Below are 17,099 nucleotides of genomic sequence, written 5' to 3'. Positions count from 1 at the left end.
CGGCTGGCAGGATGGTGGCCGTGGCGGAGCTGAACTTCTATTCAGGGACGATGGACTGCGGCAAGAGCACCTTGGCGCTCCAGATGGACCACAACCACCGAGCCAGGGGGCGTGTCGGGCGGGTGTTCACGTCGCACGACCGCGCCGGCGCGGCAACGCTCTCCAGCCGGCTGGGTCTCGCGGTCCCGGCGATCGAGGTCGATGACGAGTTCCATTTCTGGCAGTACACGGTCGACGAGCTGACGCAGGGCGGGCGCATCGACTACTTCGTGTGCGACGAGGCGCAGTTCTACACCTCGGACCAGATCGACCAGCTGGCCAAGGTCACCGACGAGCTGGCGATCGACGTCTTTGCGTTCGGCATCCTGACGGACTTCCGGACGCAGCTGTTCTCCGGATCGGCGCGGCTCATCGAGCTGGCCGACCACGTGCACACACTGCAGGTCGAAGCGCTGTGCTGGTGCGGCGAACGCGCGACGCACAACGCGCGCACGGAGGACGGGATCATGGTGACCGAGGGCGACGTCATCGTCGTGGGCGACGTCGACCACGAGCTGACGCCGGACGAGGACGACCTCGTCGTCGGCTATGAGGTGCTGTGCCGTAGGCACCATCGCCGCCGGATGACGGCCGCATCGGCGAAGGCGTCAGCCCTGTCGCCGGATGTCTTGCCTTTTTGACGCTGCGCGTTTCTGCGCTGGGGAGTGATCTCACGAGGTTTCGACGCTTCGGCCGCGGGGCGGCCTTCGCACCTCAACCAAGTCGACCGGTCGCGCGCTGAGCGCGCTCGGGCCTCGCTCAGTCGGACTTGTCGCCGAACATGATCTCGTCCCAGCTCGGGACGCGGCGGCGCTCGTGGCGCTTCTTGCGTGGGCCCATCGTGTCGGGGACTGCGACGTCGTGCTCGAGAGACTCCTCGAAGTCGTCGACCTCGTGCTCAAGCGCAGCCGACGTGTCAGCGTCCTCGGTCTCGACGATCGCCAGCTGCTCGAGCACCTTGCGGTCGCGGGCCTCCTTGAGCGAGGCGACCCCGACCTGGGGGCCCTCCTCGATCTCGGGCGCGACGGCCTCGACCTCGTCGTCGACGACCTCGACGGAAGGCTCGGCCGGCTGTGACGGCGTGCGTACGGCATCCGCGATCGCCATGTCGGCGGAGTCGGGCAGGGCGACGTCGCCGACCAGGTCGTGGGCGAACTCGTCAGCTGGTACGACGTAGCGGCTCTTGACGTCGAACAGGAAGCTCGCGGGATGCGCGGCGCCCTCCGGGGTGACCTGGACGTTCCAGCGGCCGTCCTCGCGCCGCCAGGAGTCCCAGGCCGCGGACTCCGGCACGCCACCGTTGGCGGCGATGTTCTCCGACACGAGGGTGCCGAGCAGGACGCCGGCACCGCCGACGTGCTTGCGGCGGATCGAGGTCTTGCGAGCCTGTTCGCACATGTACTCACGCTCGGCGAGCACGGGCCCGGCGAAACCGAGGATCTGCTCGACCGGCACGCCGGCCGAGTCGGCGACCGCCTGCGGGGTCTCACCGCGGCGGATGCGGGTCTGGATGTCGCGCGGGCTGAGAGAGCTTTCCATGCGGATCTCCAACTGGCCGGAGGTGTTCCCAGGGTGGGACGGCTTGCCGATCAGGGAAGCGAGGCGGTGATCAGCGGGGATGCGGAACTGTTCACCGGTGGACGTGTCACGCGCAATGAGGAACCGTCTGTCCTCGCTCAGTCCGTCGAGACCGAGATCACGCATGTCATCGCCTCCGATGTGACACCGGCTGCGAGTGGGCGTTCACCCGCAGCGTGTTCTCATCCTAGGCGCGCAGGTGGCGAACCTGCGGTGACGCGCCGATACCCGATAGCGTCGTCGCCGTGTCCGACACCCTGCTCCTGGTCCTCGATCTCGCCGGAATCGCGGTCTTCGCTTCGACTGGTGCCTTGGTGGGCGTACGCAAGGAGCTCGACGTCTTCGGTGTCACGGTGCTGGCCCTGATCACCGGGCTTGGTGGCGGTGTGCTGCGCGACGTGCTGATCGGCTCCGTCCCACCGGCGGCGCTCGAGGACTGGCGCTACCTGGTCGTCCCGGCCGCGACGGCGCTCGCGGTGTTCGTGTTCCACCCGGCGTTCGGCCGCATGGAACGCCAGATCATGGTTCTCGACGCCGTCGGCCTCGCGCTGTTCTGCGTCACGGGCGCGGTCAAGGCCGACGAGGCAGGTCTCAACGTCCTCGCCGCCTCGGTGCTCGGCACGTTGAGCGGCATCGGCGGCGGGATGCTGCGTGACGTGGTGGCCGGCCGCGTACCGGTCATCTTCCGTGGCGAGCTGTACGCGACGCCGGCCTTCGCCGGTGCATTCGTCGCGACGGTCGTGCACCACGAGGGCTACTCCGAGTGGTGGTACGCCCTCGCGTTCGCGGTATGCCTCGGCTGGCGACTCATCGCCCTGAAGCGCGGCTGGACGGCGCCGCTCCCACCCGGCATCGACCACGCCTGAACCCCGCTCCCAGCGTTGGTCAGCGCTTGCGGGGGAGGACGAGCTCGAACTCGGGATCGTGGTTGCCGAAGCGGTGGTTCGTGATCGTCACCGACTGCTCCTGGAGGAACGGCAGCGCCTCGACGCGGCCGGACTGGGTGACCGGACCTGCGTAGATCGCGACGTCAGGATCGCCGTCGACGGCGACCGAGACGTCGCGGGCGTCGGACCCGACGAGACGGAGCCGGGTCGGACGGGTCGCCGCGATGTGGGCGAGCCACTCGTCGTGGGTCTCGATGCGCGCCTTGGGCGCCAGCCCCGACGGCAAGGGCGTCCGGGAGCTCACGGCGACGTGTGATCCGGTGCGTGCGGCAGCGAGCAGCACGCGGATGAGCTCGGGCAGGAAGGTGCCGTCGAAGCGGATCGCGACCGGCACGGAGACGTAGCGGAACACGTTGCGCTCGACGCCGAGCTTGGAGACGTCCTTGAGCACGCCGTACTCGCGAGTCCATGCGACGTGATCGGACGACGCGGCCGCGACCAGGTCGCGGTGCTCCACTCCGCTCACGTGGGGGCGTGCGGCGTCGAGGAGGCGGGAGACCTCCCGCGAGAGGTCAGGTGTCTCGGCCGAGCGCAGCGGTCGTGGCTTCCACGTGCCGAGGTGCGTCAGGTAGTTGGGCCCACCGGCCTTGGCGGTCGTGCCGACGGAGGACCGCTTCCAGCCACCGAACGGCTGACGCTGCACGATGGCCCCGGTGATGCCGCGGTTGACGTAGAGGTTGCCGGCCTGGACCGAGTCGATCCAGGTGTTGACCTCCTTGGCGTCGAGCGAGTGGATGCCGGCGGTGAGGCCGTAGTCCGTCGCGTTCTGCCACTCGATCGCCTGCTGCAGAGACTTGGCCTTCATGATGCCGAGGACGGGGCCAAAGTACTCCGTCGTGTGGAAGCGGCTCCCGGGGCGTACGCCCGTGCGGACGCCCGGCGACCAGACCCGGGGATCGGAACCGAGCTGGCGCGGTGCGAGGAGCCACTCCTCGCCGTCGCCGAGTGCGGTGAGGCCCTCGGCCAGCTTGCCGAGGGGCGGCTCGATGATCGGGCCCATCGTGACCTCGGGATCGTGCGGGAAGCCGACCTTGAGCGACGAGACTGCGTCGACGAGCTGACGCTCGAAGCGCTCGGAGTCGCCCACGGACCCGACGAGGATCGCCAGGCTGGCGGCCGAGCACTTCTGCCCGGCGTGCCCGAACGCGCTCTTGACGAGGTCGGCCACCGCGAGGTCGATGTCGGCGCTGGGCGTGATGACGATGGCGTTCTTGCCGCTCGTCTCGGCCAGCAGCGGCAGGTCAGGGCGCCACGAGCGGAACAGGTTGGCGGTGTCCCAGCCACCCGTGAGGATGACGCGGTCGACGTCGGAGTGCGAGATCAGGGCCTTGCTCAGCGGGCCCTCGTCGATCGTGACGTAGCGCAGCACGTCTCGCGGCACGCCGGCCTGCCACAGGGCCTCGACCATCACGGCTGCACAGCGACGGGTCTGAGGTGCGGCCTTGATGACGACGCCGCTGCCCACGGCCAGCGCGGCGAGCACGGAGCCGGCCGGGATGGCGACCGGGAAGTTCCATGGGGGAGCGACGATCGTCAGGGTGTCGGGGACGAACTCGGCGCCGTCAACCGCCTCGAGGCGACGTGCCGACTCGGCGTAGTAGTGCGCGAAGTCGATCGCCTCGCTGACCTCGACGTCGGCCTCGGCGATCGTCTTGCCGGCCTCGACGGCCATGACGGACACGAGATCGCCGCGGCGCGCGCCGAGAGCGTTGCCGGCCTGGTGGAGGATCCACGCACGTACCTCGGAGCCGCGACCCTGCCACGCCGTGGCCGCCGTGCGGGTGTCCTGGATGACGCTCTCGAGGCTCGCCGGGCCGGGAATCTTGTTGCTGCCAACCGTCTCGGCGCCCAGCTGCGTGTAGGCCGAGCGGGCCAGCACGAGCCGGCCCCACTCCCGGTTGCCCGCCGTCGAGGGATCGGTGTCAGGGGTGTTGGCGAACGTGTCGGGGTGCACCGGCACGACCTCGGTCAGCCGGTTCTGGATGCGGTGCGGCTCGGGCACGCTGTCGTCGAGAGCATCGACCGAGGAGAAGAAGCGACGGATCTCACGGTTGAGCAGGTCGGGCTCGTCGGCGAGCTCGAACGCGGCCGACATGAAGTTGTCGCTGCTGGCGTTCTCCTCGAGCCGGCGTACGAGGTAGGAGATCGCGACGTCGAACTCCGACGGATGCACGACGGGGGTGTAGAGCAGCAGCTGGCCGATGTCGTCGCGGACCGCGTCGACCGGACCGCTGTCCATGCCGAGCAGCATCTCGAAGTCGACACCGTCCCGGACGCCGCGGTCGCCGGCGAGCAGCCAGGCGTACGCGATGTCGAACAGGTTCTGGCCGGCGACACCGAGGCGTACGGCGTCGGTGCGCTCGGGCGTCATGGACCAGTCGAGCACGCGCTTGTAGTTGGTGTCGGTCTCCTGCTTGCTGGACCAGGTTGCGAGCGGCCAGCCGTGCATCGCGGCGTCGACCCGCTCCATGGCGAGGTTGGCGCCCTTGACGACCCGCACCTTGATCGGTGCGCCGCCCTTGGCGCGGCGCTGGGTCGCCCACTCCTGCAGGTCCTGCATCGCGCCGAGAGCGTCCGGCAGGTAGGCCTGCAGGACGATGCCGGCCTCGAGGTCGGGGAACGACTCGAGGATCGCCTTGAACACCGCGACCGTCAGGTCGAGGTCGTGGTACTCCTCCATGTCGAGGTTGATGAACGTCGGCTCGCCGCTGGAGGCCCGCTCGTAGAGCGGCGTCAGCTGCTTGACGACGCGGGCGACGGACTCGTCGAACGCCCACATCGAGAGCTGGCTGGCGACTGACGAGACCTTGACCGAGACGTAGTCGACGTCGTCCCGCTCCAGCAGCTCCATGGTGCCGTCGCGGCGATGCGCCGCCTCGCCCTCGCCGAGGACGGCCTCGCCGAGCAGGTTGAGGTTGAGCCGGTCGCCGCCGGAGCGCAGGCGCTTGATCGTCTTGCCGAGCTTGTCGGGCCGGGCGTCGACGACGAGGTGGCCGACCATGCGGCGCAGCGTGCGCCGCGCGATCGACACGACGAGCTTGGGGAACACGACCGCCGTGACGGCACCGAGCTTGAGCAGGACGCGCTGGGACGCCGGGAGGAATGACGGGGTGTGCAGCGCGAGCCGTCGCAGGTTGCGGGCCGCCACGCGGTGGTCGTCGGGGCGTACTACGCGGTCGACGAACCCGATCGTGAACTCGAGCCCGTGCGGGTCCTTGAGCAGCTGGGCGAGGCGTTCGGCGGACGGATCAGCACGGCATTTGGAGGTGCGCTCCGGATCGATCCAGGTGCGCACGAGCTCGACGCTGCGTTCGGCGAGAGTGAGTTCGGTCATGTCGTGCCCAAGGTTAGTGCCACACTGCCCCGAAGTTCACCCCGCGGCACCCCGCGACGGCGTCCGAATGCTCCACGCGACGGCAGCAGCGGCCAGACCCGAGATCAGGGGGACCAGGAACCCTGCCGATGCGCCTTGGTGATCGATGACCCAGCCGGCGATCGCGGAGCCCGGAGCCACTCCGACGGCGAGCCCCGTGGTGGTCCACGTGAGGGCCTCGGTGAGGCGCGACGAGGGCATGCTGCGCTCGATCAGGTTGACGGTCGCGATGAGCGTCGGCGAGATCATGAACCCCGTGAGGAACATGCCGACGGCGATGAGCGGTATGCCCGAGAGCACCGCGAGCGGCGCGAACAGCAGGGCGAGTGCCAGCAGCGACGCGCGGAGCCGGTGCAGCGGTTCCGCGGGCTGGGGGAGTGCGCCGACCACGACACCCGCGATGAGGCTGCCGGTCGCCCAGATCGCGATGACGAACCCGGCGGCGCCGCGGTTGCCCTCCTCGGTGCAGAACGCCACGACGATGACCTCGGCCGAACCGAACAGCATGCCGAGGCCCACGGACGAGGCCACCACGGGTCCGAGCAGCCCCCAGCCGATCGGCGGGCGCGCGCCCTCGACGTGCTCGACGAGGGGCGGTTCAGTACGTCGTTGGGTCGCCAGCGCCCACGATCCGAGCGACGCAGCAGCGGCCGCCGCGATCAGTCCGGCGTAGTCCGAGAGCTGCAGCGTCAGCACCGTCACGAGGACCGGGCCGACCATGAACACGACCTCGTCGAGCACCGCCTCGATCGAGAAGGCGGTGTTGAGCTGGCTCCGGTCGGCCACGGCGTGCGTCCAACGCGCACGCACCATGCTCCCAGTCTGCGGGGTCGCGAGACCGGCGATCGCCACGCACACGTGCGGCAGCGGTGTGGCCCAGTCCTCGCCGATCGCGACGAGCGTGAGAGCCATGCCGAGGGCGTACACGGCGCCGACGACCCACAGCACGCGCGACTGGCCGAGGCGATCGGCGAGTCGGCCCTGAGTCGGGCCGAAGACGGCGGCTGCGAGGACGTAGACCGCGGCGAGCACACCCGCGCGGCCGTACGATCCCGTGCGCTCCGAGACCAGCAGGACGATGCCGAAGCCGGCCATCGACAGCGGCAGCCGGGACACGACCGCGGTGGAAGAGAACAGCACGGCACCGGGTCGTGACAGCACGTCCCGATAGGTCGTCAGCATGAAGGGCCTCCCAGCATGCCGACCATATCGGTGGCGGTGGGATGATGAGCGCATGGATGCTCGCCCCTTCGATGCACTTCTGCTCGTGTCGTTCGGCGGTCCGGAGCATCCGGACGACGTCGTCCCGTTCCTCGAGAACGTCACGATGGGCCGCGGCATCCCGCGGGAACGGCTCGAGGAGGTCGGCCAGCACTACTTCCTGTTCGGCGGGAAGTCGCCGATCAACGAGCTCAACCTCGAGCTGCTCGACGCGCTCCGCAAGGACTTCGCCGAACACGGGGTCGACCTGCCGATCTACTGGGGCAACCGCAACTGGGACCCCTACCTGCGAGACGCCGCCCGCCAGATGGCCGCCGACGGCGTACGCCGAGCAGCGTGCTTCGTCACCAGCGCCTACTCGTCATACTCCGGCTGCCGGCAGTACCGCGAGGACCTCTACGACGCGGTCAGCGGCCTCGGCATCGAGCTCAGCCGACTGCGGCACTACTTCAACCACCCGGGGTTCGTCGGGCCGTTCATCGAGGCGACGTCGGAGGCGCTCGCCAGCGCGCCGGACGGCACGCACGTCGTCTTCGTCACGCACTCGATCCCCGAGACCATGAACCTCGCGAGCGGCGGCCCGGGCCGTGAGGCGTACGTCCGGCAGCACGAGAGCGTCGCAGCCATGGTCGCCGAGGGCGCCGGTACGCATCGCTGGTCGCTGGCCTACTGCTCGCGCTCCGGCTCCCCGCACATGCCGTGGCTCGAGCCCGACATCAACGACCACCTGCGCGAGCTGCACGAGTCCGGCACCACGTCGGTCGTGGTCGTGCCGATCGGCTTCATCTCCGACCACATGGAGGTCATCTACGACCTCGACACCGAGGCCAAGATGACCGCCGACGGACTCGGCATGACCTACGACCGGGTCGACACGCCTGGCGCTCACCCCGACTTCGTCGCGATGGTGCGCGACCTGCTGCTCGAGCGCGCTGCGGTCGAGCGGGGGGAGCAGCCCGAACGCTGCTCGCTCGGCGAGCTCGGACCGTCCCACGACGTGTGCCCGGTCGACTGCTGCCTCAACCCGCGATCGGCCCTGCCGACGATCGGCGGCGTCGGCGACGCAACCGCGACGGCAACCGCATGACCGAACAGTTCCTGACGCTGGCCCGAGAGGTCGGCCGCGAAGCCGCCGCGTTCGTCGCAGACAAGCGCCCGGCCGGACGCGTCACGATCTCGGCCACCAAGTCGAGCCCCACCGACGTCGTCACCGAGATCGACGAGGCCTGCGAACGCCTCATCCGTGAGCGCATCTTCGCCGCTCGGCCCGATGACGGTTTCGTCGGCGAGGAGGGCAACGACGTCGTCGGCACGACCGGGGTCGACTGGGTCGTCGACCCGATCGACGGCACGGTCAACTTCGTCTACGGCATCCCGGCCTACGCCGTCTCGATCGCGGCGCGCCAGGACGGCGAGGTCGTCGCGGGCTACGTCGTCAACATCGCGTCCGGCGCCGAGTGGGGCGCACTACGCGGTGCGGGCGCCTGGCGCTACGCAGGCGAGTCACGCCAGGTGCTCACCGCACCGCAGCCGGAGTCCGTGGCCCACGCGCTGGTCGCGACCGGCTTCAACTACATACCGGCGGTCCGCACGGCGCAGGCCGCGGCGATGGCGACGTTCCTGCCACAGGTCCGCGACATCCGCCGGATCGGCTCGGCGGCGCTCGACCTGTGCGGTCTGGCCGAGGGCCAGTTCGACGCCTATCTCGAGCAGGGACTCAAGCCTTGGGACCTCGCCGCAGGCGGCCTGATCGCGGCCGAGTCGGGCCTTCTGCTGAGCGGCATCGACGGCGGCCCGGACGAGCGTATGGTGATGGCTGCTCATCCTGCGATTGCCGAGGAATATTTCGCCCTCGTACGTGCTTGTGGGTTCTGACGAACGGAACATTTGGGGCGTGTGGCACAATCACGCCGGTTGTTCCGCACAAAGGGAGATTTGATGGCTACCGATTACGACGCACCGCGCAAGACCGAAGAAGAGCAGTCCGAGGACAGCATCGAGGAGCTCAAGGCGCGTCGGCACGAGAAGAGCTCGGGCAAGGTCGACGAGGACGAGACCGAGGCTGCCGAGAACTTCGAGCTGCCCGGTGCGGACCTGTCACACGAGGAGCTCGCGGTCCAGGTCGTGCCCAAGCAGCTCGACGAGTTCACCTGCTCGTCCTGCTTCCTGGTGCATCACCGCAGCCAGCTGGCATCGGAGAAGAACGGCGTGCTCATCTGCCGCGACTGCGCCTACTGACCTTCTTCTTGGTCGAACGTTCGGGAGCCGGATCCGCAAGGACCGGCTCCTTTGCGTTGTCCGGGACCGAGTTCTCGAGGGGCTTCATGCCGGGCGGCAGCTGACCAGTCGACCTCACCCAATAGTTCGCGGTGCCGCGGCGTACGCCGACCTTGACGAGCTCGATGATCGCGCCGCCCACAACAGCCCATGCCACGGCCTCACCGGTCGTGACGTCGGGGTGGCGGCCACTGCTCGGCGGCTTCTTGCCGGTCACGGCACGCCACGCGAGCACCGACGCCCGCTGCGCGAGCAGGCCCGCGACGATCGACGAGCCACGATCCATGAGTCGCCAGGTGCTCTTGCCGGGCGCCTTGGTCTTGGGCGTCGTGGCGGCCTCGGCGAGGAGCTGCTCTGAGTGCTTAGCCTTCTTCTTCGCCACGGGGCGTGTCTCCGTTCGGGTCGTACGCCGGTGTGGCCGGCGCATTCTCAGTGTGGCCCAGAGCTGCGGCAAGCGCGTCCGGACGGCGGCTCGACACGAGCCAGTAGGGCGTGGGGTCGCTGTCGTCGGCGAGCGGGATGAGCACGCCGCGATCGATGTAGGGGCGCGTCACGAGGTAGGCCCGGGCGTCCGCGCCGGTGCCGAGCTTGAGCCGGTAGTCGGCCCGGTGCAGTGGCTCGACCGCACCGACGTGCGCACGATCGATCGACGCGCGACCGACCCGCAGGCCGTCGGCGTCCACCGCGATCAGCAGAGAGCCGTAGCGCCACACGACGTAGAGACCGGGTCCGGCGACGATGGCCGTCGTGACGACCGCGATGGGCCAGTTGGTCGCGACGAGCATGATCCAGCCCCAGGCGGCAGCGAACACGAGCGCCGCGAGCCACCAGGAAGCGGGCGCGGTCAGTCGTTCGCGGTACGTCGTCACGGTTCAACCTTGCCTCATGCCGGACGGCGGCCCGACGCAGGTAGGGTCGCTGCCATGTTCGAGGTCACCGTCACCCGGCTTGATCCGGGAGTGCCGCTCCCGACGTACGCGCATCCCGGCGACGCCGGTGCCGACCTCGTGACGACGATCGACGTCGATCTCGCACCGGGGGAGCGGGTGCTGGTCCCGACCGGCATCGCGGTCGCCCTGCCCGACGGCCTCGCCGCGTTCGTGCACCCGCGCTCAGGACTCGCTCTGCGCCACGGCCTGTCGATCGTCAACACCCCCGGCACGATCGATGCGGGTTACCGTGGAGAGATCAAGGTCCTTCTGGTCAACCACGACCCCCGCGAGTCCGTACGTCTGACGCGCGGCGATCGGGTCGCGCAGCTCGTGATCCAACGCGTCGAGCGCGTGGCGTTCACGGAGGCCGAGTCGCTGCCGGACTCGGTGCGTGGGGCCGGAGGGTACGGTTCGACCGGCGGTCACGCGATCGCCGAGCCCCAGGGGGAGAGAAGCTGATGGTGCGCCGACGCAAGCAGGAGCAGTCGCAGGACGAGGTCGAGTCCGAGGAGACGACGCCCGACGTACGTGCGAACGGTCCGTGGGACATCTCGGAGAAGACGCCCGACGGCGACGATTCCTATGTCGACCTCGGGCCGCTGCTCGTACGGGCGCGCGACGCGTACTCGATCCAGCTCCCGGCCGAGGGCGAGGCCGGGCAGATCGCCTCGGCGGTCCTGGTCGCCGAGGACTCCGCGCTCGAGCTGCGCGCCTTCGCCGCGACCCGCTCGGGCGGTCTGTGGGACGAGGTGCGCGACGACCTGATCCTCGAGGTCGCCCGGCTGGAGGGCGAGTGTGAGCAGGTCGACGGCCTGTTCGGTCCCGAGCTGCGCGTCAGCGTGCCGGTCGACCTGTCCGACGGCGAGAAGGGCTTCCAGCCCAGCCGCATCGTCGCCGTCGAAGGCCCGCGCTGGCTGCTCCGCGGCACGTTCCTCGGCGAGGTCGGGCTCAATCCGGTCGACGACGGACCGCTCATGGACGCGTTCAAGGACGTCATCGTGGTCCGCGGCGTCGAGGCTCGGATTCCGCGGGAAGCGTTGTTGCTCACACTGCCCGACAACGCCGTCGCGACCCCGGACGAGGAGTAGAATTTCAGCATGGGACGCATCAGCAGGACCCTTGAACGACTCTCGACCGAGAACATCGAGGCCGAGGAGCTCCAGAGCGACGCAGCCAAGGCCGGCTGCAAGCTCATCGCCTCTCAGGCCGACCGCTCCGTCGTCACGATCCACGGCGTCCTGCGCTCCGTCACGCTGCGCCCGGTCGACGGCGTCACGGCCCTCGAGGCCGAGCTCTACGACGGTTCGGACTGCGTGACCCTCATCTGGCTCGGCCGCCGCAAGATCGAAGGCGTTGCCGCCGGCCGGCAGCTCAAGGCGTACGGCCGCATCGGGATGCGCAACGGCACCCGCGTGATCTACAACCCACGTTACGAACTCGAGGCATGACCTCCGCCCACGGATCGAATCCGGGGACTGACGCTTACGAGACCGTCGAGCAGCTGGTCCGCGGCCAGCTGGCCAAGGCGCTGGGTGGCCGGCGCGGCATCGTCGAGAGTGCCGTCCCGACCGCGTTGTTCACGCTCTCCTGGATCATCAGCCACGAGCTCAAGCTGTCGCTGGTCATCAGCGTCGTCGCCACGGTGCTGCTGCTGGTCGTACGCGTGGCCCAGCGTTCCACGGTCCAGTTCGTCCTCAACTCACTGTTCGGCATCGGCATCGCGGCGGTCTTCGCCTCACGTTCGGGCGAGGCGCGTGACGTCTTCCTGCCCGGCATCATCTACAACGGCGCCTACGCGGCCGTGTTCGTCCTGTCGATCCTCGTGGGATGGCCGCTGCTCGGCTTCATGATCGGCAGCGTCACCGGTGACCCGACGGCGTGGCACTCAGACCGTGGCTTGGTGAAGCTGTGCTCGCAGCTCACGTGGGTGATGGCGGCACCGTGCGTCCTGCGTGTCGTCGTGCAGTATCCGCTGTGGCTCACCGATCACGTCGCGCTGCTCGGCACGGCCAAGATCGCCCTGGGCTGGCCGTTGCAGCTCGCGTCCTTCGCCGTGATGGCCTGGCTGCTCGGCCGCAACCACACCCCGCTCGAGCCGGACGAGGCTTGAGCCTCAGCCCTTGGGGGAGAGGAGCTCGCCGAGGTGGTCCTCGGCCTCCTCGGGCGTCACGAACAGCAGCTCGTCCCCGGACTCCAGCGAACGGTCCGCGTCAGGTGTCTGGATCGCGTTGTCCCGCAGGATCGCCACGAGGACGACATCATCGGGCCACGGCACCTCGCCGACGCGCTTGCCGACATAGGGCGAGTCCTCGGGCATCGTGAGCTCGACGAGGTTGGTGTTGCTCTGCCGGAACGTGAACAGGCGCACCAGGTCGCCGACCGAGACTGCCTCCTCGACGAGCGCCGACATGATGCGGGGAGTCGAGACGGAGACGTCGACGCCCCACGACTCGCTGAACAACCACTCGTTGCTGGGGTGATTGACCCGGCCGACGGTGCGGGGGACGGCGAACTCGGTCTTGGCCAGCAGCGAGATGACAAGGTTGGCCTTGTCGTCGCCGGTCGAGGCGATGACGACGTCGCACGACTCGAGCTGCGCCTCCTCGAGGGACGACAGCTCGCACGCGTCGGCGAGCAGCCACTGGGCCTCGGGCACGGCATCGGCCCTGATCGACGCGGGGGACTTGTCGATCAGCAGCACGGAGTGGCCGTTGTCGATGAGCTCTTGGGCGACGGAGCGGCCGACAGCGCCGGCTCCCGCGATCACGACGCGCATCAGTCGTCCTCCGGTCCGGCCTCGAGTGCGGCGAGCGCGCTGCTGGCGTGGTCCTCGCGCATGAACAGGCTCAAGTAGTCGCCCTCCTGGATGACGGTGTCGGGAGTGGCGATCACACCGGTGCCGAGGCGGCGGAGGAACGCCACACGCACGCCGGCGGCGTCCTCGAGCTCGGCGATCTTGCGGCTGATCCACGGCGTGGGCGCGTAGACCTGGTCGAGGCGGACCTCGCCGGTCTGGTCACGCCACGCGGGCTCGGTACCGGCCGGCACCACGCGACGCAGGACCTGGTCGGCGGCCCACGGCACCGTGGCCACGGTGGGTACGCCGAGGCGTTCGTAGACCTCGGCGCGGCCCGGGTCGTAGATGCGGGCCACGACGTTCTCGACCTTGAACTGCTCGCGGGCGACACGCGCGGAGATGATGTTGGAGTTGTCGCCGCTCGACACGGCGGCGAATGCATCGGCGCGCTCGATGCCGGCCTTGATCAGGACCTCGCGGTCGAACCCCATGCCGGTCACCGTGATCCCGCTGAATCCCGGGCCCAGGCGGCGGAAGGCGTCCGGGTTGGAGTCGATGACGGCCGTGGTGTGGCCGCGCTCCTCGAGGCTGCGAGAGAGGGTCGAACCGACTCGGCCGCAGCCCATGATCACGATGTGCACGCAGGCGACGCTACACCGCAACGGGACGGCTCGCGCAGAGACTCAGTGTGAGGTCTAGCATCGTCTCTCGTGGGAATCACCGAGGTCGCCAAGCGCGCGCTGGTCGGCCGCAAGCTACGCAGCACCCAGCTCGGTGAGACTCTTCTCCCCAAGCGCATAGCGCTGCCGGTGTTCGCGAGCGATGCGCTGTCGTCGGTGGCGTATGCCCCCGACGAGATCTTCCTGACGCTCTCGCTCGGCGGACTGTCGGCGTACGCGTTCAACTGGAAGATCGGCATCGCCGTCGCCTGCGTCATGGCGATCGTGGTCATGTCCTACCGGCAGAACGTGCACGCCTATCCCAGCGGTGGTGGCGACTACGAGGTCGCGACGGTCAACCTCGGGCCCACCGCCGGCTTGACCGTCGGCAGTGCACTACTCGTCGACTACGTGCTCACGGTCGCGGTCTCGATCTCCTCCGGCGTCCAGAACGCAGCCTCCGCGCTGCCGTGGCTCAACGGTCATGAGGCCACCGCTGCTTCGGTGCTGGTCTTCGTGCTGATGGCGATGAACCTGCGCGGCACCAAGGAGTCCGGCAAGGCGTTCGCGGTGCCGACCTACCTGTTCATGATCGCGATCATCCTGATGGGGCTGTGGGGTTATCTGCGCTACCTGACCGGTGACCTGCCGGACGCGGAGAGCGCGAAGTACTCCATCTCGCCGGAGGGCCAGTTCGAGAACGGCTTCACCGGTGTCGCGATGGTGTTCCTGCTGGCCCGCGCGTTCTCGTCGGGCTGCACCGCATTGACCGGCATCGAGGCGATCAGCAACGGCGTGCCGGCGTTCAAGAAGCCCAAGAGCAAGAACGCCGCGACGACGCTGTTGTTGTTGGGCTCGATCGCCATCACGATGCTCATGAGCATCGTCGTGCTGGCCGACCTGATGAAGCTGCACTACGTCGAGGACCCGGCTCGCCAGCTGCTCAAGGCCGACGGCACCGCGGTGGGCAAGAGCTATGAGCAGAACACCGTGATCGGCCAGCTGGCCAAGTCGCTCTACAGCGACTTCACGCCGCTGTTCTACTTCACGATCGCCTGCACCGGCATCATCCTGGTGCTGGCCGCCAACACGGCGTTCAACGGCTTCCCGGTGCTGGGCTCGATCCTGGCCCGCGACGGCTTCCTGCCCCGTCAGCTCGACACCCGCGGCGACCGGCTCACGTTCAGCAACGGCATCATCCTGCTGGCGGTCGCAGCGGTGGCGCTGATCCAGGCGTACGACGCAGAGGTCACGAGGCTCATCCAGCTCTACATCGTCGGCGTGTTCGTCTCGTTCAACCTGAGCCAGCTCGGGATGATCCGCCACTGGAACCGGCACCTCAGGACCGAGCAGGACCCGGCCGCACGATCCCGGATGAAGCGCTCGAGGGTCGTCAACTCGATCGGCCTCGGCATGACCGCGACGGTGCTGGTCATCGTGCTGATCACGAAGTTCCTCGCCGGCGCATGGATCGCCATCGTCGCGATGATCGCGATCTTCCTGCTGATGCGGGGCATCGGCCGGCACTACGACCGGGTCTCCGCCGAGCTCGCGATCGACGACTCGGACGTCGCGCTGCCAGCCCGGGTCCACGCGATCGTCCTGGTCAGCAAGCTGCACAAGCCCACGATGCGCGCACTCTCGTACGCCCGGGTGTCGCGGCCCAACTCGCTCGAGGCGTTGACGGTCGAGTTCGACCCGGCGCAGACCGCGGCCTTGATGAAGCAGTGGGAGGACCTCGAGATCCCCATCCCGCTCAAGGTCGTCAACTCGCCCTATCGCGAGCTCGTGCGCCCCGTGATCCGCTACGTCAAGGAGCTCCGCAAGTCGAGCCCTCGCGACATCATCACGGTCTACATCCCCGAGTACGTCGTCGGCAAGTGGTGGGAGCAGCTCCTGCACAACCAGACCGCGCTTCGCCTCAAGGGCCGCCTGCTGTTCATGCCCGGCGTCATGGTCACGAGCGTGCCCTACCAGCTGAGCTCCGCCGGCCGCGCCAAGAAGCGCCTTGCCCGCAGCCGTCCGGCACCGGGTGACGTCCGCCGCGGCTTCCGCGACCGATGACCGACCCGATCGTCGACGTCGGGCCGATCGCCCATGGCGGCCACTGCGTCGCCCGCCTCGACGGGCAGGTCGTGTTCGTGCGCCACACACTGCCGGGCGAGCGCGTTCGCATCCACATCACGGACCGGTCGAAGTCGTTCCTGCGGGCCGATGCCGTCGAGATCATCGAGCCCGCACCGGGCCGAGTCGAGGCGCCGTGCCCCGACGCCGGACCCGGCAGGTGCGGCGGCTGCGACTTCCAGCACGTCGATCCGGCCGCGCAGCGAGAGCTGCTCGGTGACGTCGTACGCGAGCAGCTCCGCCGTCTCGCCGGCATCACGTGGGACGGCGAGGTCGAAGCTGTCGAGCCCGAGGCACTCGGGTGGCGTACGCGCATGCAGTTCGCCGTCGACGCCGATGGCCGGCCCGGACTCCGCAAGCACCGGTCCCACGAGATCATCCCGGTCGATCGCTGCCTGATCGCCCACCCTGACCTGCCGGACGTGCTCGGGCGCAGGTGGGACGCCGAGTCCGTCGAGGCGATCGTGTCCTCGACCGGGGACACGATCCTCGTCACGGATGCGTCGATCCCCGATGACGTCGAGGCGGCCGTCGACGGGGTCGTCGCGGTCGACGGCACCGTGCGCGGCGGACGAGGTGCCGTGACCGAACGCGTGCTGGCCGCCGACTTCCGGGTCTCCGGCTCTGGGTTCTGGCAGGTGCACCCCGACGCTGCGGCGACGCTCGTCGAGGCGGTCATCGAGGCCGCCGAGGTGGCCGAGGGCGACACGGTGCTCGATCTCTATGCCGGCGTCGGCCTGTTCACGACGTTCCTCGCCGACGAGGCGGGGGAGGAGAGCGTCGTCTTCAGCGTGGAGTCGGACCGGGGGGCCTCACGTGACGCCCGCCGCAACCTGCACGACTTCCCGCAGGTCCGCCTCGTCGGCGAGACCGTCGAGCGGGCCCTCCGCAGCGGATCGCTGGGGGACTCGGCCGACGTCGTCGTCCTCGACCCACCGCGTACGGGCGCCAAGAAGGCCGTCGCCGGCATCGTCGACCTGGCTCCGCGGCGGATCGTCTATGTCGCGTGCGATCCGGCGGCGCTGGCCCGCGACCTGGCCTCGTTCTCGGCTCGTGGATACGCCCTCGACGGGCTGCGGGCGTTCGCCCTGTTCCCGATGACGCACCACGTCGAGTGCGTGGCGGTGCTTGTGCGGGAGTGACGGTCAGGAC

At 69.1% G+C, this 17,099-nt stretch carries 18 protein-coding genes; 11 read left to right on the top strand and 7 right to left on the bottom strand.

The genetic code is table 11. The features are described 5' to 3' along the window. The first annotated feature begins 14 nt into the window (after window positions 1–14). The gene (locus tag ESP70_RS02360) at window positions 15–680 is read left to right on the top strand and encodes a thymidine kinase (RefSeq protein ID WP_223148633.1); all 666 of its coding nucleotides are present in this window, start codon (window positions 15–17) and stop codon (window positions 678–680) included. 118 nt (window positions 681–798) lie between these two features. Here the strand turns inward: ESP70_RS02360 and sepH are convergent, their stop codons facing one another. Continuing rightward, window positions 799–1,743, bottom strand: a complete 945-nt coding sequence (sepH, locus tag ESP70_RS02355; RefSeq protein ID WP_149687762.1) for a septation protein SepH — start codon at window positions 1,741–1,743, stop codon at window positions 799–801. A 119-nt stretch (window positions 1,744–1,862) separates the two neighbouring features. On the opposite strand from sepH, the gene ESP70_RS02350 reads away from it, so the two are divergent. Further along, a complete protein-coding gene (locus ESP70_RS02350) occupies window positions 1,863–2,483 on the top strand; it encodes a trimeric intracellular cation channel family protein (protein ID WP_149687761.1) in 621 nt (206 codons plus the stop codon). Window positions 2,484–2,502: 19 nt separating this feature from the next. Here ESP70_RS02350 and ESP70_RS02345 read toward each other — a convergent pair whose 3' ends face one another. Beyond that, the gene (locus ESP70_RS02345; RefSeq protein WP_149687760.1) at window positions 2,503–5,898 is read right to left on the bottom strand and encodes a bifunctional proline dehydrogenase/L-glutamate gamma-semialdehyde dehydrogenase; all 3,396 of its coding nucleotides are present in this window, start codon (window positions 5,896–5,898) and stop codon (window positions 2,503–2,505) included. A 36-nt stretch (window positions 5,899–5,934) separates the two neighbouring features. Then, complete coding sequence (locus ESP70_RS02340) at window positions 5,935–7,119, bottom strand: MFS transporter (protein ID WP_188110441.1); 1,185 nt, start codon at window positions 7,117–7,119, stop codon at window positions 5,935–5,937. Between the two features lie 52 nt (window positions 7,120–7,171). Here ESP70_RS02340 and ESP70_RS02335 point away from each other — a divergent pair, with 52 nt between their 5' ends. From ESP70_RS02335 to ESP70_RS02325, 3 genes are all read left to right on the top strand, one after another. Next, window positions 7,172–8,245, top strand: coding sequence for a ferrochelatase (locus ESP70_RS02335; protein WP_149687758.1), 1,074 nt, complete (start codon window positions 7,172–7,174; stop codon window positions 8,243–8,245). Beyond that, window positions 8,242–9,033, top strand: a complete 792-nt coding sequence (locus ESP70_RS02330) for an inositol monophosphatase family protein (protein WP_149687757.1) — start codon at window positions 8,242–8,244, stop codon at window positions 9,031–9,033. Before ESP70_RS02335 ends, ESP70_RS02330 begins: the two co-directional genes overlap by 4 nt. 63 nt (window positions 9,034–9,096) lie before the next feature. Next, window positions 9,097–9,396 (top strand): DUF4193 domain-containing protein, encoded by a 300-nt coding sequence (locus tag ESP70_RS02325; RefSeq protein WP_056213481.1) that lies wholly within the window; start codon window positions 9,097–9,099, stop codon window positions 9,394–9,396. On the opposite strand, the gene ESP70_RS02320 is transcribed toward ESP70_RS02325, so the two are convergent. Both ESP70_RS02320 and ESP70_RS02315 read right to left on the bottom strand, forming a co-directional pair. Further along, on the bottom strand, window positions 9,371–9,817 hold the full coding sequence (locus ESP70_RS02320; RefSeq protein ID WP_188110440.1) for a DUF4235 domain-containing protein: 447 nt from the start codon (window positions 9,815–9,817) through the stop codon (window positions 9,371–9,373). The two genes, ESP70_RS02325 and ESP70_RS02320, sit on opposite strands and share 26 nt — an antisense overlap. Further along, entirely contained in the window at window positions 9,798–10,304 is a 507-nt protein-coding gene (locus tag ESP70_RS02315; RefSeq protein ID WP_149687755.1) for a DUF3093 domain-containing protein, read from the bottom strand. Before ESP70_RS02315 ends, ESP70_RS02320 begins: the two co-directional genes overlap by 20 nt. A gap of 54 nt (window positions 10,305–10,358) precedes the next feature. Between ESP70_RS02315 and dut the strand changes: the two genes are divergently transcribed. From dut to ESP70_RS02295, 4 genes are read left to right on the top strand one after another with little or no spacing between them, the layout of a single operon-like run. Continuing rightward, on the top strand, window positions 10,359–10,826 hold the full coding sequence (gene dut / locus ESP70_RS02310; protein WP_149687754.1) for a dUTP diphosphatase: 468 nt from the start codon (window positions 10,359–10,361) through the stop codon (window positions 10,824–10,826). Further along, window positions 10,826–11,455 (top strand): DUF3710 domain-containing protein, encoded by a 630-nt coding sequence (locus tag ESP70_RS02305; protein ID WP_149687753.1) that lies wholly within the window; start codon window positions 10,826–10,828, stop codon window positions 11,453–11,455. Before dut ends, ESP70_RS02305 begins: the two co-directional genes overlap by 1 nt. Before the next feature lie 9 nt (window positions 11,456–11,464). Further along, window positions 11,465–11,815, top strand: a complete 351-nt coding sequence (locus ESP70_RS02300) for an OB-fold nucleic acid binding domain-containing protein (protein ID WP_056213490.1) — start codon at window positions 11,465–11,467, stop codon at window positions 11,813–11,815. Beyond that, on the top strand, window positions 11,812–12,477 hold the full coding sequence (locus ESP70_RS02295) for a DUF3159 domain-containing protein (RefSeq protein WP_149687752.1): 666 nt from the start codon (window positions 11,812–11,814) through the stop codon (window positions 12,475–12,477). The genes ESP70_RS02300 and ESP70_RS02295 overlap by 4 nt, the downstream gene beginning before the upstream one ends. Before the next feature lie 3 nt (window positions 12,478–12,480). Here the strand turns inward: ESP70_RS02295 and ESP70_RS02290 are convergent, their stop codons facing one another. Further along, window positions 12,481–13,143: a potassium channel family protein gene (locus tag ESP70_RS02290; protein ID WP_149687751.1), complete on the bottom strand. Its 663-nt coding sequence runs from the start codon at window positions 13,141–13,143 to the stop codon at window positions 12,481–12,483. Continuing rightward, window positions 13,143–13,805 carry a potassium channel family protein gene (locus tag ESP70_RS02285; protein ID WP_149687750.1) on the bottom strand — a complete coding sequence of 221 codons (663 nt, stop codon included), beginning with the start codon at window positions 13,803–13,805 and terminating at the stop codon, window positions 13,143–13,145. Before ESP70_RS02285 ends, ESP70_RS02290 begins: the two co-directional genes overlap by 1 nt. Before the next feature lie 69 nt (window positions 13,806–13,874). Between ESP70_RS02285 and ESP70_RS02280 the strand changes: the two genes are divergently transcribed. Together ESP70_RS02280 and ESP70_RS02275 are read left to right on the top strand one after the other, a co-directional pair. Beyond that, window positions 13,875–15,887 carry an APC family permease gene (locus tag ESP70_RS02280; RefSeq protein WP_149687749.1) on the top strand — a complete coding sequence of 671 codons (2,013 nt, stop codon included), beginning with the start codon at window positions 13,875–13,877 and terminating at the stop codon, window positions 15,885–15,887. After that, window positions 15,884–17,089, top strand: coding sequence for a class I SAM-dependent RNA methyltransferase (locus tag ESP70_RS02275; protein ID WP_149687748.1), 1,206 nt, complete (start codon window positions 15,884–15,886; stop codon window positions 17,087–17,089). The genes ESP70_RS02280 and ESP70_RS02275 overlap by 4 nt, the downstream gene beginning before the upstream one ends. Window positions 17,090–17,099 lie beyond the last annotated feature (10 nt).

This window comes from Aeromicrobium ginsengisoli, assembly GCF_004134905.2.
Classification (GTDB): Bacteria; Actinomycetota; Actinomycetes; order Propionibacteriales; family Nocardioidaceae; genus Aeromicrobium; species Aeromicrobium ginsengisoli.
This window is presented reverse-complemented; position numbering and strand designations above follow the sequence as displayed.

Coding starts and splice junctions, on each gene's coding strand:
- sepH (WP_149687762.1), bottom strand. CDS start 1,743: ATGCGTGATCTCGGTCTCGACGGACTGAGCGAGGACAGACGGTTCCTC.
- ESP70_RS02345 (WP_149687760.1), bottom strand. CDS start 5,898: ATGACCGAACTCACTCTCGCCGAACGCAGCGTCGAGCTCGTGCGCACC.
- ESP70_RS02340 (WP_188110441.1), bottom strand. CDS start 7,119: ATGCTGACGACCTATCGGGACGTGCTGTCACGACCCGGTGCCGTGCTG.
- ESP70_RS02335 (WP_149687758.1), top strand. CDS start 7,172: ATGGATGCTCGCCCCTTCGATGCACTTCTGCTCGTGTCGTTCGGCGGT.
- ESP70_RS02330 (WP_149687757.1), top strand. CDS start 8,242: ATGACCGAACAGTTCCTGACGCTGGCCCGAGAGGTCGGCCGCGAAGCC.
- ESP70_RS02325 (WP_056213481.1), top strand. CDS start 9,097: ATGGCTACCGATTACGACGCACCGCGCAAGACCGAAGAAGAGCAGTCC.
- dut (WP_149687754.1), top strand. CDS start 10,359: ATGTTCGAGGTCACCGTCACCCGGCTTGATCCGGGAGTGCCGCTCCCG.
- ESP70_RS02305 (WP_149687753.1), top strand. CDS start 10,826: ATGGTGCGCCGACGCAAGCAGGAGCAGTCGCAGGACGAGGTCGAGTCC.
- ESP70_RS02300 (WP_056213490.1), top strand. CDS start 11,465: ATGGGACGCATCAGCAGGACCCTTGAACGACTCTCGACCGAGAACATC.
- ESP70_RS02295 (WP_149687752.1), top strand. CDS start 11,812: ATGACCTCCGCCCACGGATCGAATCCGGGGACTGACGCTTACGAGACC.
- ESP70_RS02290 (WP_149687751.1), bottom strand. CDS start 13,143: ATGCGCGTCGTGATCGCGGGAGCCGGCGCTGTCGGCCGCTCCGTCGCC.
- ESP70_RS02275 (WP_149687748.1), top strand. CDS start 15,884: ATGACCGACCCGATCGTCGACGTCGGGCCGATCGCCCATGGCGGCCAC.